The organism is Streptomyces sp. NPDC008125, assembly GCF_042957125.1.
Taxonomy (GTDB): Bacteria; Actinomycetota; Actinomycetes; order Streptomycetales; family Streptomycetaceae; genus Streptomyces.
Map to the genome: position 1 here is coordinate 33,011 of NZ_JBIBHR010000002.1, position 14,921 is coordinate 47,931.

Here is a 14,921-nt window from a genome sequence, read left to right on the forward strand (position 1 = left end):
CGGTGCGTCCCACGGCGCGGGGGCGTCCGCGCGCTGGATGTACGCGGACGCTCCGACAACACGGCGAGGTGCCGCAGCTGCCGTCGCGCACCCACCGGGGATTGCCGGACAGCCCGTTGCGTACGGGAACGCGCCGGGCGGTCAGCCGGCGGCGCGCTGCTCCTCCGGCGGCGGCACCGGGCGGCGGCGCGGCGGGAAGACCTCGGACGGCTTGGGCATCGGGCGGTCGCCCGGCGCGGGCGGCCGGGACGGCGCGGCCGGGCCCGCGGGGCGCTGGGGTTCGGCCGCCGCCCGGCCGCCCGGCAGGGCGAGCAGCCGGCTACGGGGGCCCGGCGCGGTGAGGGCGGCGCCGCGGCCCGCCAGCCGGGCCCGCACCGAGCGTTCGGCGAGCACCTGGCAGCGCTCCAGGAGCAGCGCCGCGACCGGTCTGCCGCGCAGCGCCCGCAGGGCGGCCAGGTCGTCCGCCCTGGGGTCGTAACCGGCGGCCAGGGCGTCCTGGAGGAGCTCCAGGTAGCCGGTGACGGAGCCGGGGAGGGCGGCGCGGTAGCGGGCGAGGTCGGCGAGCAGGAACGCGCGGAGCCGGCCCGCCTCGCCGACCGCATCGTCCACCGCTCCCGCGAGCCGCAGGCAGTCCTGGACATCCTCGTCGGGCAAGGGCATGGGGTGGAGGGCAACGGCGAGAGCGCGTCGGAGTACCCGCAGCTCGTCCGCACCGAACGCCATGCCGCCTCGTGAACCGTAGGGCGTGGGCATGGCGCGACAGTACGTGCTAAAGGGACAAAATCCTCTTAACTGGTCACCTGTGGCGCGGCGCGTACCGGTGCCGCCGCGCCGTCTCCGGGCGACGTCGTCGCAGGTGCGCCGGGGTGCTCGCCTGCGACGACGCCGCCCGGCTACATCCGCGCGACGTTGCGCTCGTAGACCAGGCGGAGCCCGATGAGGGTCAGCCAGGGCTCGTGCTCGTCGATGACGGAGGCCTCGCCCAACACCATTGGCGCAAGGCCACCCGTCGCGATGACGGTCACGTCGTCCGGGTCGTCCGCGAGCTCGCGCTTCATCCGGGCGACCACGCCGTCGACCTGGCCCGCGAAGCCGTAGACGATGCCCGCCTGCATGGCCTCGACGGTGTTCTTGCCGATGACGCTGCGCGGGCGGGCCAGCTCGATCTTGCGGAGCTGGGCGCCCTTCACGCCGAGCGCCTCGACCGAGATCTCGATGCCCGGGGCGATGACACCGCCGGTGTACTCGCCGCGCGCGGAGACCGCGTCGAAGGTGGTGGCGGTGCCGAAGTCGACGACGATCGCCGGGCCCCCGTACAGCTCGACCGCGGCGACCGCGTTGATGATGCGGTCGGCGCCGACCTCCTTGGGGTTGTCCATGAGGATCGGTACGCCGGTCTTGATGCCGGGTTCCACGAGGACGGCGGGCACGTCGCCGTAGTAGCGGCGGGTCACCTCGCGCAGCTCGTGCAGGACGGAGGGGACCGTGGAGCAGATCGCGATGCCCTCGATGCCGTCGCCCAGCTCGACGCCGAGCAGCGGGTGCATGCCCATCAGCCCCTGGAGGAGCACGGCCAGCTCGTCGGCGGTGCGCCGGGAGTCGGTGGAGATCCGCCAGTGCTCGACGATCTCCTCGCCGTCGAAGAGCCCGAGGACGGTGTGGGTGTTGCCGACGTCGATGGTGAGCAGCATCAGGCGTGGGCCTCACCGGTGGCGGCCTCGCGGAAGTCCAGGCCGATGTCGAGGATGGGCGAGGAGTGGGTGAGCGCGCCGACCGCGAGGTAGTCGACGCCCGCGTCGGCGTAGGCGCGGGCGGTGTCCAGGGTGAGCCGGCCGGAGGACTCCAGCACGGCGCGTCCGGCGACGAGCGCGACGGCCTCCTCGGTCTCGCCCGGGGTGAAGTTGTCCAGCAGGATCAGGTCGGCACCGGCCTCCAGCACCTCCCGGACCTGCTGGAGGGTGTCGACCTCCACCTCGATGGCCAGCTCCGGGAACTCCTCGCGGACCCGCTTGAACGCCTCGGCGACGCCGCCGGCCGCGATCACGTGGTTGTCCTTGACCAGAGCCGCGTCGGAGAGCGACATCCGGTGGTTGACGCCGCCGCCGCAGCGGACCGCGTACTTCTCCAGCGCGCGCAGCCCCGGGGTGGTCTTGCGGGTGTCGCGGACCTGGGCCTTCGAGCCCTCCAGGACGTCCGCCCACCGGCGGGTGGCGGTGGCGATGCCGGAGAGGCGGCAGAGCAGGTTGAGCGCGCCGCGCTCGCCGGTGAGCAGGTCGCGGGTGCGGGTGGTGACCGTCAGCAGCTTCTGGCCCGCGGTGACGCGCTCCCCGTCCTCGACGTGGCGTTCGACCTCGAAGTCGTCGGTGCAGACGATGGAGAGCACGGCCTCGGCGACGCGCAGACCGGCGACGACGCCGTCCTCGCGGGCGGTGAAGTCACCGGTGGCGACGGCGTCCTCCGGGACGGTCGCGACGGTGGTGACGTCCACCCCGCCGTCCAGGTCCTCCTCGATGGCGACGTGCGCGACGTCCTCCACCTGGACGGGGTCGAGTCCGGCCTCGGCCAGCAGTTCGGCGAGCGCGGGGTCGAGGCCGCACTCCAGGGCGTCGGGGTCGTACTCGTCGGAGGCGCAGCCGCAGTCGTCGCCGCAGCCGCCCGCGGACGGTGCGGGGGCCCCGATGTGGATCAGCGGAACGTCCACCGGTGTCGGGCGGTTCTCTTCGGGCGTGCTCACGGTCGCGGCTCCTCGGGGGCTTCGGGCGGTGCGGTGCGGTGGGGCGGTGGTGCGGGGGCGGTGGTGCGGGGGCGGTGGTGCTGTGGATCGCGGTCGGTTACGGGCGTACGGGGTCGAAGTCGGCGCCCTCCGTACGGCGCACGGCGAGCGTCCGGTCCACGCCGACGCGTACGACGAGGTGGGCGCGCCAGTTCTCGTCGTCGCGGTCGGGGTGGTCCTCGCGCCAGTGGCAGCCCCGGGTCTCCGCGCGCGCGGAGGCGGCGGCGACCAGGACCCGGGCGACCAGCAGGAGGTTGGTGGTCTCCCACGCCTCGACGCCCGGAACGGCGGCCTTCCCGTCGGGCGCGCCGGCGCCCGCGGCGCCGTCGTGCAGCGCCTCCAGCTCCCGGGCGGCGGCGGCGAGGCTCTCGGCGGAGCGGAGCACCCCGGCGCCTCGGGTCATGATCCGCTGGATCGTCGTACGGGTCCCGGGGTCGAGCAGCGCGGCGCGCGGACCGGCCCCGGGGTGGACCGCCTCGGTGCGGGCGGGGCGGCGCTCGGCGATGTCGGCGGCGATGCGCTCGGCGAAGACGAGCCCCTCCAGGAGGGAGTTGGAGGCGAGGCGGTTGGCGCCGTGCACGCCGGTGCAGGCGGTCTCCCCGCAGGCGTACAGGCCGGGCACGGTGGTGCGTCCGTGCAGGTCGGTACGGACGCCGCCGGAGGCGTAGTGCGCGGCGGGCGCGACCGGGATCGGCTCGGTGACCGGGTCGATGCCGTGTTCGCGGCAGGCGGCCAGGATCGTGGGGAAGCGGCGCTCCCACATCTCGGCGCCGAAGTGCCGGGCGTCGAGGTACATGTGCTGGGTGCCGCGCAGCCGCATCTGGCGGGTGATGGCCTTGGCGACGATGTCGCGGGGGGCGAGCTCCGCCAGCTCGTGCCGCCCGGTCATGAAGCGCGTACCGGCGTCGTCGACGAGGTACGCGCCCTCGCCGCGTACCGCTTCCGAGACCAGCGGCTGCTGGCCCTCGGAGTCGGCGCCCAGGAAGAGGACGGTGGGGTGGAACTGGACGAACTCCAGGTCCGAGATCTCCGCTCCGGCCCGCAGGGCGAGCGCCACGCCGTCGCCGGTGGAGACCGGCGGGTTGGTGGTGGCGGAGAAGACCTGGCCCATACCGCCGGTGGCGAGCACCACGGAGGGGGCGCGGACCGCGCCGACCCCGTCGTGCTGGCCCTCGCCCATGACGTGCAGGCTGACCCCGGCCGTACGGCCGTCGGCATCGGTGAGCAGGTCCAGGACCAGGGCGTTCTCGATGGTGTGCAGGGCGCGGGTGCGTACCGCCTCCACCAGGGCGCGGGAGACCTCGGCACCGGTGGCGTCGCCGCCCGCGTGCACGATCCGGTTCCGGTGGTGGCCGCCCTCGCGGGTGAGGGCGATGTCGCCGCTCTCGTCGGTGTCGAAGAACGCGCCGGTGTCGATGAGCCGGCGCACCGCGCCGGGGCCCTCGGTGACCAGGGTGCGGACGGCCGGTTCGTCGCAGAGGCCCACGCCGGCGACCAGGGTGTCGTCGAGGTGCTGCTCGGGGGTGTCGCCCTCGCCGAGCGCGGCGGCGATGCCGCCCTGGGCCCAGCGGGTGGAGCCGTCGTCCAGGCGGGCCTTGGTGACGACGACGGTGTCGAGTCCGGCGGCGACGCAGCGCAGGGCGGTGGTGAGCCCGGCCACGCCGGAGCCGATGACCACCACGTCGGCGTCGATGGTCCAGCCGGGTTCGGGGGCGGTCAGCCGTATTCCGGTCACGAGGGGGCTCCCAGGTCGAGGGGGATGTTGTCGATCAGACGGGTGGCTCCGACCCGGGCGGCGACGGCGAGGACGGCTTCGCCGCCGTCCCGGTCGTCGGGGACCTCGGTGAAGTCGGCCGGGTCCACCAGGGCGAGGTAGTCGAGTACCAGTGGCTCGGCGGCCCGGGCGGCGTCCTCCAGGACGGCGCGCGCGGCGGCCCGGACGGCCTCGGCCGTGCTGCCGTGCGGCGCGAGCGCCACGGCCTGGGCGTCGGCGGCGAGGCGGGACTCGCCGAGCGCGTTGAGCCCGGCGACCCGGTCGGTGCCGGTGCCCTCCGGACCGGAGCTGTTTCCCTCCCGTGCCGGGCCGCCGGTGGCCAGGGCGCGCTCGCGCAGCGCCTGCTGGGCGGCGAGCCGGTCGCGGGCGGCGAAGAGGGCGGCCGACAGGGCGAGGGCGGTACGCCGCTCGGCCGGCGACAGGAACCGGTTGCGGCTGGAGAGCGCGAGGCCGTCGGCGTCCCGGACGGTGGGTACGGCGGTGATCCCGATGCCGAAGTTGAGGTCGCGGACCATCCGGCGGACCAGCGCGAGCTGCTGGGCGTCCTTCTGCCCGAAGAGCGCCTCGTCCGGGCGGGTCAGGTGGAGGAGCTTGGCGACGACGGTGAGCATCCCGTCGAAGTGCCCGGGGCGCGAGGCGCCTTCGAGGCGCTCGCCCATCGGCCCGGCGGTGATCCGGACCTGCGGGTCGCCGCCCGGGTACACCTCCTCGGCCGAAGGGGCGAAGACCACGTCAGCGCCGGCCGCCGAGGCCACCGCGAGGTCGGCGTCCAGGGTGCGCGGGTAGCGCTCCAGGTCGGCGGCCTCGCCGAACTGGAGCGGGTTCACGAAGACGGTGACGACGACCTGGCCGCCCGCTCCCGCCGCCTCGCGGGCGGCCCGGATCAGGGTGCCGTGGCCGTCGTGCAGTGCGCCCATCGTCATGACGACCACGCGGCGCGCGCCCGCCGGGCGCTCCAGCGCCTCCAGTGCCCCGGCGGTGTGCAGCAGGACGGCGGTGCCCGCCCGGGTGGGTGTGGCGGTCATCGGGGCTCCCCCGGGTCTTCGTCGTCGGTGGGTGCGGAGCCGGCCGGGCGGCCGGTGCCGCGCGTGCCGTCCGCGAGGACACCGAGCAGGTCCTCGGCGGACTCCGGCTTGAGCAGACCGTGCGCGAGGGCCCGGTCGGCGGTGGCGCGGGCCATCGCGAGGTACCCCGCGACCATCTGCGGGGCGTGCGCGCGCAACTCGCCGACGTGCGCGGCGACCGTCCCCGCGTCGCCGCGCGCCACCGGGCCGGTGAGGGCCGCGTCGCCGGAGCGCAGGGCGTTGTCGAGCGCGGCGCCGAGCAGCGGACCGAGCATCCGGTCGGGGGCCGAGACCCCCGCCTTGGCCAGCAGCTCCATCGCCTCGGCGACCAGGGTGACCAGGTGGTTCGCGCCGAGGGCGAGGGCCGCGTGGTAGAGCGGGCGGGCCTCCTCCTCGATCCACTCGGGCTCGCCGCCCATCTCGATGACGAGGGCCTCGGCGGCGAGCCGCAGCTCCTCGGGCGCGGTGATCCCGAAGGAGCAGCCGGCCAGGCGCTGGACGTCCACGGGCGTGCCGGTGAACGTCATCGCGGGGTGGAGGGCGAGCGGCAGGGCCCCGGCGCGCAGCGCGGGGTCCAGCACCCGGGTGCCGTACCGCCCCGAGGTGTGGACCAGGAGCTGGCCGGGCCGGACGGCGCCGGTGTCGGCGAGCCCCTGGACCAGGCCGGGCAGGGTGTCGTCGGGGACGGTGAGCAGCACCAGGTCGGCGCGGGCGAGGACCTCGGCGGGCGTCACCAGCGGCACGTCCGGCAGCAGGGCGGTGGCCCGGCGGCGGGAGGCGTCGGAGACACCGGAGACGGCGACCGGGCGGTGCCCGGCGAGTTGCAGTGAGGCGGCGAGGGCGGGGCCGACGCGGCCCGCTCCGACGACGCCCACGGTGAGGCGGGCGGGGCGGTCCCTGGCGTCGAGAGGATCTCTCGGAGATGTCGTGTTCACGCGGCTATGGCCTTCCGTTCCAGTCCGCGGGGGGTACCGGACGATTCCTCTGCATGCTACGCCAGCGCCCCGCACCGGCTCCGCTCTGTCCACAGCCTGTGGGTAACTTCCCGGGCCCCATCCCGGCCCTGGTGCCGGGTGTCCCCCGACGGCCCGCGAAACCCCCGGGTGGGCCGCCCGGACCGGCGGGGCGATGATCGTCGCATGGCAGCAACGGACCAAGAGAAGATGCGGCAGCGCCGGCTGACCGCCTGGAAAGCCTCGCACCGCGTCCTGGCGCGCACCTCCTCCGACGGCACGCTCGGCGACCAGCTAGCCGCCCTCGCGGCGGGCGCCGGATCGGTGTACGACACGGACGAACCGGCCGACATCTACGGCGACGGGGTCGTCGCCGAGGTCGAGAAGCGGGTGGCCGGGCTGCTGGGCATGGAGGCGGCGGCGTTCTTCCCGACCGGCACGATGGCCCAGCAGGTCGCGCTGCGGTGCTGGGCGGCGCGAACTGGCAACGCCACCGTCGCCCTGCACCCGCTCGCCCACCCCGAGGTCCACGAGAGGGGGGCGCTCGGCGCGGTGAGCGGGCTGCGGACGGTGTACCCGACGACCGCGCCCCGGCTGCCCACCGCCGAGGAGGTCGCCGACTTCGCGGAGCCGTTCGGCACCCTGATGCTGGAGCTGCCGCTGCGGGACGCCGGTTTCACCCTGCCGGCCTGGGAGGAGCTGACCGAGGTCGTGGCGGCGGCCCGGGAGCGGGACGCCGTGGTGCACCTGGACGGCGCCCGGCTCTGGGAGTGCACCCCGCACTTCGGGCGCGGTCTGCCGGAGATCGCGGGTCTCGCCGACAGCGTCTACGTCTCCTTCTACAAGTCGCTCGGCGGCATGTCCGGAGCGGCCCTGGCCGGCCCCCGGACGCTGGTCGAGGAGGCCCGCACCTGGCGGCACCGCTACGGCGGCCAGCTCTTCCAGCAGTACCCGGCCGCGCTCGCCGCCCTCATCGGCCTGGAGAACGAGCTGCCCCGGCTGCCCGCGTACGTGGCCCATGCCAAGGTGGTCGCCGCCGCGCTGACGGAGGCGTTCGCGGAGTCGGCGGTGCCGTGGTTCCGGCTGCGCCCCGAGCCCCCGCACACCCACCAGTTCCACCTCTGGCTGCCGTACTCCACCGAAGTGCTGGACGAGGCGTCGGTGCGCCAGGCCGAGGAGACCGGCACGACCCTCTTCCGCCGCTGGTCCGCGGGCTCCCAACTGCCGCCCGGGGTCGCGTACACCGAGGTCACCGTGAACGCGCCGGGGCTGGAGTGGACGGCCGGGGACGTACAGGAAGCGGTGCGCGCGTTCGTCGCCCGCCTGGGCTGAGCCGGTCCGGGGCGGCCGGCGGGGCCGCCGCCGTCACCACCCCCGCCAGGCCCCGGCCCGCCTGCGGGCTTCCGCCTCGCGGTGGGCGCGGTACCGGCGGCGGAGGTCGCGCAGGACCTCCCGGTCGTGGCTGCCGGGCGGGGGCGGCGGGCGTTCGCCGCGCCGGCTCGCGCGCCAGGTGTCGTACATCTGCTGCTGTATCGCGTCCATGGCTTCAGCCTGCGCGGCCCCGCCCGGCCGTGCGCGCCGATTGACGTCTCCCGTCAAGCGGAACGCACGGCCGGGCGCGCCGCGCCGATTGACGTCTCCCGTCAAGCGAAGTGCACGACCGGGCCGGCACCCCGCACCATGGTCCGGTGAGCGTGACCATCGACATCGCCGGGCTGCCCGCCGACCGCATCCTTTTCGAGACCTCCCCCTTGGCCGAGCTGGGGATGGCGCTGCACGCGCTCTCGGAGCCGGGGCACCACCCCGGACTGCACGGCTGGGTCACCGCGACCGCCGCCGCGCTCCCGCCGGACCTCGCGGACCGGCTGCACGAGGCGGAGTTCCTCTGGCGGAACACCTTCTCCGACATCTTCGTGCCGTTCGCCGGTCTCCCGGGCGGCAGCGGCCGGGCCGGCGCGACCCTCGCCGAGGACATGGACACCCTGGACCGGCTGAGCGAGGAGCAGTTCGTCTCCGCCGCGCTGGAGTTCACCTCCTGCACCTTCTACGGCACGGGCATCGCGTCCCCGCTGACGAACGCGGCGGCGGCCGAGCGGGCGCGGGACATGGCCGCCGCGCGCGGCCCGCGGCAGACCGACTTCACCGAACGGCTGCTGGCCGACCCGGGCTCGGTACGCGCCTGGCTCCGGCGGCTCTTCGAGGACTGCGAGGAGGCGTTCTTCGCCGACACCTGGAACCGGGCGCGCATCCCGCTGGTGGCCGACGCCCGCCACAAGACGGAGCTGCTCCGCCGCAAGGGGCTCGGCGAGGCGGTCGGGGCGGTCTCGGCGGCGCTCTCGCTGAGCGAGGAAGGCGACCGGATCGTGGTCGACAAGCTGAACGCGGCCCGGACCACCGCGACCGGCCCCGGGGTCGAGCCCGGCATCACCTTCGTCCCCACCGGTTTCGGCTGGCCGCACCTGATGATCGGGCACGCCCCGGCGTGGCGGCCGGTGATCCTCTACCCGGTGCACCGGCCCGAGCTGCCCTCGCCCGCCTCGGTGGAGCTCGTCCGGCTGCGACTGGAGGCGCTGGCCCACCCGCAGCGGCTGCGGCTCTGCCGGAATCTGGCCCGCGCCCCCCACACCACCGGCGAGCTGGCCGACGCGCACGGCATCACCTCCCCCGAGGTCTCCCGGCACTTGTCGGTGCTGAAGAAGGCGGGCCTGGTCACCACGCGGCGGCGCGGCCGGTACGTACTGCACCAGCTGGACCTGACGGTCGTCGCCCGGCTCGGCAGCGACTTCCTGGAGGGCGTGCTGCGGTAAGGGTTGTCCCGATATTCCTGGCGGGACAACCCTGAGGAGCCGGGTCAGCGCGCGCCGCCCGCGCGGACCAGCCCCGACTCGTAGGCCATGACGACGACCTGGACCCGGTCGCGCAGCCCGAGCTTGGTGAGGATGCGGCCGACGTGCGTCTTCACCGTGGCCTCCGAGAGCACCAGCCGGCCCGCGATCTCGCCGTTCGACAGCCCCTGGGCGACCAGCAGCATCACCTCGCGCTCCCGCTCGGTGAGCCGCTCCACGCGCTTCTCGCCGGGGCCGGCGGTGGCGCTCGGCAGCATCGGGGAGAACCGGTCGAGGAGCCGCCGGGTGGTGGACGGCGCGACGACGGCGTCCCCGCTGTGCACCGAGCGGATCGCGTTCAGCAGCTCCCCGGGCGGCACGTCCTTGAGCATGAAGCCGCTGGCCCCGGCCTTGAGCCCGGTGAAGGCGTACTCGTCCAGGTCGAAGGTGGTCAGGATCAGCACCTTCGGCGGATTCTCCTGCGCGCAGATGCGGCGGGTGGCCTCCACCCCGTCCAGCCTCGGCATGCGGACGTCCATGAGGACGACGTCCACGGCGGTGGCGCGGAGCACCTCGATCGCCTCGGCGCCGTCGCCCGCCTCGGCGACCACCTCCATGTCCGGCTGGGCCGCGAGCACCATGCGGAAGCCGGTGCGCAGCAGCGCCTGGTCGTCGACGAGCATCACGCGGATGACTGCCATGGGTCGGGGGTCCTGTCTCGTGGGGTGTGGAGTGGGGGTCACGGGCCCGGCTTCAGCGGGAGCAGCGCGCTGATCCGGAAGCCGCCGCCGGGGCGCGGACCCGCGTCGAGGGTGCCGCCGACCATGCCGACGCGTTCCCGCATGCCGATCATGCCGTGGCCGGCGCCGTCCGCTCCGCCGTCCTCGTACAGCTCGTGCGGGGCGCCGCGTCCGTCGTCCTCGACGAGCAGCCCGAGGCCGTCGTCGAAGTAGACCAGCCGCACGCTGGCCCCGGCGCCGGGGCCGCCGTGCTTGCGGGTGTTGGTGAGCGCCTCCTGCACGATGCGGTACGCGGTCAGCTCGACGCCGCTGGGCAGGGGGCGCGGGGTGCCCTCGACGGTGAAGTCGACGGCGAGGCCGGCCTTGCGGACCTGTTCGACGAGTTCGTCGATCTGCTCGACGTCGGGCTGGGGGACGTACTCGCCGCTCGTCTCGGTGTCTCCGGTGCGCAGCACCCCGAGCAGCCGGCGCATCTCGGCGAGGGCCTGGCGGCCGGTGGTGGAGATGGTCTCCAGGGCCTGGCGGGCCTGGTCGGGCGCCGCGTCCATGACATAGGCGGCGCCGTCGGCCTGGACCACCATCACGGAGACGTTGTGGGCGACGACGTCGTGGAGCTCGCGGGCGATCCTGGCGCGCTCGGCGGCGACGGCGACCTTGGACTGGGCCTCGCGCTCGCGCTCCAGCCGGGCGGCCCGCTCCTCCAGTGCCCGGAAGTACGCCCGCCGGGTCCGCAGCGAGTCGCCGAGCACCCAGGCGAGCACGAACGGCACGGTCAGCACGACCACCACGAAGACCTGCTGGACCCAGCCGCCCTGCTGCTCCGGCCAGCGCGCCTGCGAGATCCCGGCGGCGCCCAGGCCGCAGGCGAGCGCCAGCCGGGACGCCCAGCGCTTCCCGGACGCGGCGACGGTGTAAATGATCACCAGCAGCGCGAAGTCGGCGATGCCCGTCTCGACGCCGAGCGCCACCTGGGCGATCCCGATCCCGAGGGCGAGCAGCAGCATCCGCTCGGGCATCCGGCGGCGCAGCGCCACCACGGCGCAGAGCCCCAGGATGACCGGCACCGAGCAGACCCGCTCCCGCAGCCCTGCCGGGGGCCCGGCCACGTAGGCCACCCCGGAGAGCCCGAGCAGGACGACCGCCCAGAAGCAGTCGACGCCCGTCGGGTGTCTGCGGAGGAAGTCGTAGAGGCGCTGCACCTTGCCAGCGTAGGGAAGGGCGCGGGTACCCGGGGTCAACCGGAGGGCCGATCCGGTACGGCGGCCCGTACTCCCCAAGGTGGAGAGGAGCGGGAGAGCGATGCCGGAGACTTGCCCCGTGACGGAAGAATGGCTCGGATGGGGTGCGGCGGCGCGGGCCGCGCTGTACGGCGACGGCGGGTTCTACCGGAGGCCGGAGGGCCCGGCCGGGCACTTCCGTACCTCGGTCCACGCCTCCCCGCTGTTCGCCTCGGCGGTGGCCCGGCTGCTCGCGGAGACCGCCGCCGGGCTGGGTACGGACACCGTCGGCCTGGTGGACGTGGGCGCGGGGCGCGGGGAGCTGGCCGCCGGGGTGCTGGCCGCCGCTCCGGCGGGGCTGCGGATCACCGCGTACGCCGTGGAGCTCGCGGACCGTCCGCCGGGCCTGGATCACCGGATCGAGTGGTGCGCGCGGTTGCCGCAGGGCGTCACCGGACTGCTCTTCGCCAACGAGTGGCTGGACAACGTGCCGCTCGACGTCGTGGAGGTGGACGCGGACGGCACCGCCCGGTACGTCCTGGTCCGGGCCTTTGACGGCGCGGAGCGGCTGGGCGGCCCGGTGTCCGGCGCGGACGCGCGGTGGCTGGAGCGCTGGTGGACTCCGGCCGGTCCCGGCGACCGGGCCGAGATCGGGCTGCCGCGCGACCTGGCGTGGGCCGAGGCGGTCGGCTCGCTGGCGGCGGGGCGCGCGGTGGCCGTGGACTACGCGCACGTACGTGGTGCCCGGCCGCCGTTCGGCACCCTGACCGGGTTCCGGGCCGGCCGCGAGGTGGATCCGGTCCCGGACGGCTCCTGCGACCTCACCGCCCATGTCGCCCTCGACGCCTGCGCCGCCGCCGGGGCGCCCTCCGGCGGCCCGGCGCCCGAACTCCTCGACCAGCGCACCGCCCTGGGCCGCCTCGGCGTCTCCGGCGGCCGGCCGCCGCTGGCGCTGGCCTCCACCGACCCCGCCGGGTACGTCCGGGCGCTCGCGGCGGCGGGCGAGGCGGCCGAACTCACCGCCCGCGGCGGGCTCGGCGACTTCGGCTGGCTGGTGCAGCGGGTGGAGTGACCGGCAAGGAATACTGGGCCGCATGACGGAGACGACGGTCGGCATCGGTGGCGCGGCGGAGAGCACCGACATGGTGCTCAACATCGGCCCGCAGCACCCCTCCACGCACGGTGTGCTCCGGCTGCGGCTGGTCCTGGACGGCGAGCGCATCCTGAGCGCCGAGCCGGTCATCGGCTACATGCACCGGGGCGCCGAGAAGCTCTTCGAGGCCCGCGACTACCGGCAGATCGTGATGCTCGCCAACCGCCACGACTGGCTGTCGGCGTTCTCCAACGAACTCGGTGTCGTGATGGCCGTCGAGCGGATGCTCGGCATGGAGGTCCCCGAACGGGCCGTCTGGACGCGGACCCTGCTGGCGGAGCTGAACCGCGTCCTCAACCACCTGATGTTCCTCGGCTCGTACCCCCTCGAACTCGGCGGCATCACGCCGATGTTCTACGCGTTCCGGGAGCGCGAGGAGCTCCAGGCCGTGATGGAGGAGGTCTCCGGCGGCCGGATGCACTACATGTTCAACCGGGTCGGCGGCCTCAAGGAGGACCTCCCGGCGGGCTGGCTCGGCCGGGCCCGGGACGCGGTGGCCTCCGTACGCTCGCGGATGGACGTGTACGAGGACCTGGTGCTCGGCAACGAGATCTTCCGGGGCCGCACCCGCGACGTCGGGGTGCTGACCGCCGGGGCGGTGCACGCGTACGGGGTGTCCGGGCCGATCGCCCGCGCCTCGGGCGTCGACTTCGACCTGCGCCGCGACGACCCGTACCTCGCGTACGGGCAGCTGGCGGACGTACTGAAGGTCGTCACCCGGACCGAGGGCGACTGCCTGGCCCGCTTCGAGTGCCTGCTGGAGCAGACGGTCAACGCGCTGGACCTCGCGGACGCCTGCCTGGACCGGATGGACGCGCTGGCGCCCGGGCCGATCAACCAGCGGCTGCCCAAGGTGCTCAAGGCCCCCGAGGGCCACACCTACGCCTGGACCGAGAACCCGCTCGGCATCAACGGCTACTACCTCGTCTCCAAGGGCGAGAAGACGCCGTACCGGCTGAAGCTCCGCTCCGCCTCGTTCAACAACATCCAGGCGCTGACGGAGCTGCTGCCGGGCACGCTGGTCGCCGACATGGTCGCGATCCTCGGCTCGCTCTTCTTCGTCGTCGGCGACATCGACAAGTAGCCCCCGGACAGGCCCCGGGGACCGTCCTCGTCAGGAAGCCGCGCCCCGCAGGCCGGAGGGGCCGGAGCGGTCCCGGGCGTCCGGCTGCGCGAGGTCGATGACCTTGCCCACGGCGCGCGGGTCACCGGCGTGGCCGCGGTGCACGGCCAGCGCCTCCTCCCCGACCACGTCCGCGAGGTCCTCCTCCTGCACGGGCCGGGCCGCCTGCACGGGCCGGGCCGCCTGCCGCGGCCCGGGCGCCGTACCCGTACCGGCCGCCGTATCCGTCCCGGCCGCTCCGCCCGCGTCCCCGGGCTGGGTGCCGAAGAAGTCGAACCCGCCCTGCGGCACCTGCGCCCGGCGCGGCGCGGAGTGCGGTACGAGAGCCGAGGCCGCGGGGACCGTACGGGCCGGTACCGGGGCCGCCCCGGCCGGCCGGGGCGCGGGCAACGCGGCCTGCTCACCGGGCTGCTGCCGGAGGCCTGGCTGTCGTGGTGCGCGCGGGGCCGGGGGCGCGAGGTCCGCCGGGTGCGCGCCGTTGCCGCTGGTGCCGTTGGCCCGGTGGTCGGTGGGGTGGCCGCCGTAGGCGGCATGGCCGCCGGCCGCCCGGTCGCCGTACCCACCGGCCGTACGGTCGCCGTACTCCCCGGCCGCCGCGTGACGGCCCCTCGGCCCGGCCGCCTCCGCGGCGGACTCCCGGGCGCGCTCGGCGAGATCCTGCTGCCGGGCCGGCTCGGCGGTCCGGCGGGCCTCCTGGAGCGCGGCGTTGCGGGGCAGGTCGCGCAGGGCACGGGCGGCGGCGAGGTACGCGGACGGGGTCGGCGTGGACCGGGCGGGCGGCAGTGCGATCGGGGTGGCTGCCGCCTCGATGGCCAGCTGCCTGCGGCCCTCCAGCGCGCTGGCCCGCTCGGTCTCGGCGGTGGCGTACCGGCGCAGCAGCCCGGCGTGCTCCCCGCGCAGTCCCGCGAGCTCCATCCGCTTGGAGCGCAGTTTGGTCTCCAGCCGGGTGCGCAGTTCGCGCGCCTCCTCCAGCTCCTGTTCCAGCTCCGCCGCCCGCTCCTCGGCCCGCCATTCGGCCCCGGCCTGGGCGCGCTGGAGCTCCGCGACACGGAGTCCGGCGGCCCGGTCCCAGGTACGCATCAGGCAGGCGCCGACGAGACCGGTGGCGGCGGCGGCCGTCGCCAGCAGCCTCAGCGGGAGCGTGTCCAGGGGCGCCCACGCACCCGCGGCCAGTGCGACCGACACTCCGGCCACCGCGGAGGGCGGCAGCAACTTGTGCAGGGGTGGCGAATGGCGATGGCGTCCACGGGGCATGGCTGGAATTTACCGCGTGCGATGGGCGTACGGGAGCCCGCCCGG

At 75.2% G+C, this 14,921-nt stretch carries 14 protein-coding genes; 4 read left to right on the forward strand and 10 right to left on the reverse strand.

Annotated elements, in window-relative coordinates; translation table 11 throughout:
* Nucleotides 1-141: 141 nt before the first annotated feature.
* The 6 genes from ACFZAX_RS02865 to ACFZAX_RS02890 form a co-directional block, all read right to left on the reverse strand.
* Nucleotides 142-723: a hypothetical protein gene (locus ACFZAX_RS02865; RefSeq protein WP_390959215.1), complete on the reverse strand. Its 582-nt coding sequence runs from the start codon at nucleotides 721-723 to the stop codon at nucleotides 142-144.
* A 170-nt stretch (nucleotides 724-893) separates the two neighbouring features.
* Complete coding sequence (locus ACFZAX_RS02870) at nucleotides 894-1,691, reverse strand: type III pantothenate kinase (RefSeq protein WP_390958477.1); 798 nt, start codon at nucleotides 1,689-1,691, stop codon at nucleotides 894-896.
* On the reverse strand, nucleotides 1,691-2,734 hold the full coding sequence (gene nadC, locus ACFZAX_RS02875; RefSeq protein ID WP_390958479.1) for a carboxylating nicotinate-nucleotide diphosphorylase: 1,044 nt from the start codon (nucleotides 2,732-2,734) through the stop codon (nucleotides 1,691-1,693). The genes ACFZAX_RS02870 and nadC overlap by 1 nt, the downstream gene beginning before the upstream one ends.
* 97 nt (nucleotides 2,735-2,831) lie before the next feature.
* Entirely contained in the window at nucleotides 2,832-4,508 is a 1,677-nt protein-coding gene (locus ACFZAX_RS02880; protein ID WP_390958481.1) for an L-aspartate oxidase, read from the reverse strand.
* Complete coding sequence (gene panC / locus ACFZAX_RS02885) at nucleotides 4,505-5,572, reverse strand: pantoate--beta-alanine ligase (RefSeq protein WP_390958483.1); 1,068 nt, start codon at nucleotides 5,570-5,572, stop codon at nucleotides 4,505-4,507. Before panC ends, ACFZAX_RS02880 begins: the two co-directional genes overlap by 4 nt.
* Nucleotides 5,569-6,546: a DUF2520 domain-containing protein gene (locus tag ACFZAX_RS02890; RefSeq protein WP_390958485.1), complete on the reverse strand. Its 978-nt coding sequence runs from the start codon at nucleotides 6,544-6,546 to the stop codon at nucleotides 5,569-5,571. The genes panC and ACFZAX_RS02890 overlap by 4 nt, the downstream gene beginning before the upstream one ends.
* Before the next feature lie 204 nt (nucleotides 6,547-6,750).
* Between ACFZAX_RS02890 and ACFZAX_RS02895 the strand changes: the two genes are divergently transcribed.
* Entirely contained in the window at nucleotides 6,751-7,896 is a 1,146-nt protein-coding gene (locus tag ACFZAX_RS02895) for a beta-eliminating lyase-related protein (protein ID WP_390958487.1), read from the forward strand.
* 33 nt (nucleotides 7,897-7,929) lie between these two features.
* On the opposite strand, the gene ACFZAX_RS02900 is transcribed toward ACFZAX_RS02895, so the two are convergent.
* Nucleotides 7,930-8,106, reverse strand: coding sequence for a hypothetical protein (locus ACFZAX_RS02900; protein ID WP_390958489.1), 177 nt, complete (start codon nucleotides 8,104-8,106; stop codon nucleotides 7,930-7,932).
* Between the two features lie 152 nt (nucleotides 8,107-8,258).
* Between ACFZAX_RS02900 and ACFZAX_RS02905 the strand changes: the two genes are divergently transcribed.
* Nucleotides 8,259-9,371, forward strand: coding sequence for a DUF5937 family protein (locus ACFZAX_RS02905; protein WP_390959217.1), 1,113 nt, complete (start codon nucleotides 8,259-8,261; stop codon nucleotides 9,369-9,371).
* A gap of 44 nt (nucleotides 9,372-9,415) precedes the next feature.
* On the opposite strand, the gene ACFZAX_RS02910 is transcribed toward ACFZAX_RS02905, so the two are convergent.
* Nucleotides 9,416-10,090 (reverse strand): response regulator, encoded by a 675-nt coding sequence (locus ACFZAX_RS02910; RefSeq protein ID WP_390958490.1) that lies wholly within the window; start codon nucleotides 10,088-10,090, stop codon nucleotides 9,416-9,418.
* Nucleotides 10,091-10,128: 38 nt separating this feature from the next.
* Nucleotides 10,129-11,328 (reverse strand): histidine kinase, encoded by a 1,200-nt coding sequence (locus tag ACFZAX_RS02915; RefSeq protein WP_390958492.1) that lies wholly within the window; start codon nucleotides 11,326-11,328, stop codon nucleotides 10,129-10,131.
* Between the two features lie 118 nt (nucleotides 11,329-11,446).
* Between ACFZAX_RS02915 and ACFZAX_RS02920 the strand changes: the two genes are divergently transcribed.
* Nucleotides 11,447-12,418: an SAM-dependent methyltransferase gene (locus ACFZAX_RS02920; protein ID WP_390958493.1), complete on the forward strand. Its 972-nt coding sequence runs from the start codon at nucleotides 11,447-11,449 to the stop codon at nucleotides 12,416-12,418.
* Between the two features lie 22 nt (nucleotides 12,419-12,440).
* Nucleotides 12,441-13,583 carry an NADH-quinone oxidoreductase subunit D gene (locus tag ACFZAX_RS02925; RefSeq protein WP_390958495.1) on the forward strand — a complete coding sequence of 381 codons (1,143 nt, stop codon included), beginning with the start codon at nucleotides 12,441-12,443 and terminating at the stop codon, nucleotides 13,581-13,583.
* Nucleotides 13,584-13,613: 30 nt separating this feature from the next.
* Here the strand turns inward: ACFZAX_RS02925 and ACFZAX_RS02930 are convergent, their stop codons facing one another.
* Nucleotides 13,614-14,876, reverse strand: coding sequence for a hypothetical protein (locus ACFZAX_RS02930; protein ID WP_390958497.1), 1,263 nt, complete (start codon nucleotides 14,874-14,876; stop codon nucleotides 13,614-13,616).
* Nucleotides 14,877-14,921: the final 45 nt, after the last annotated feature.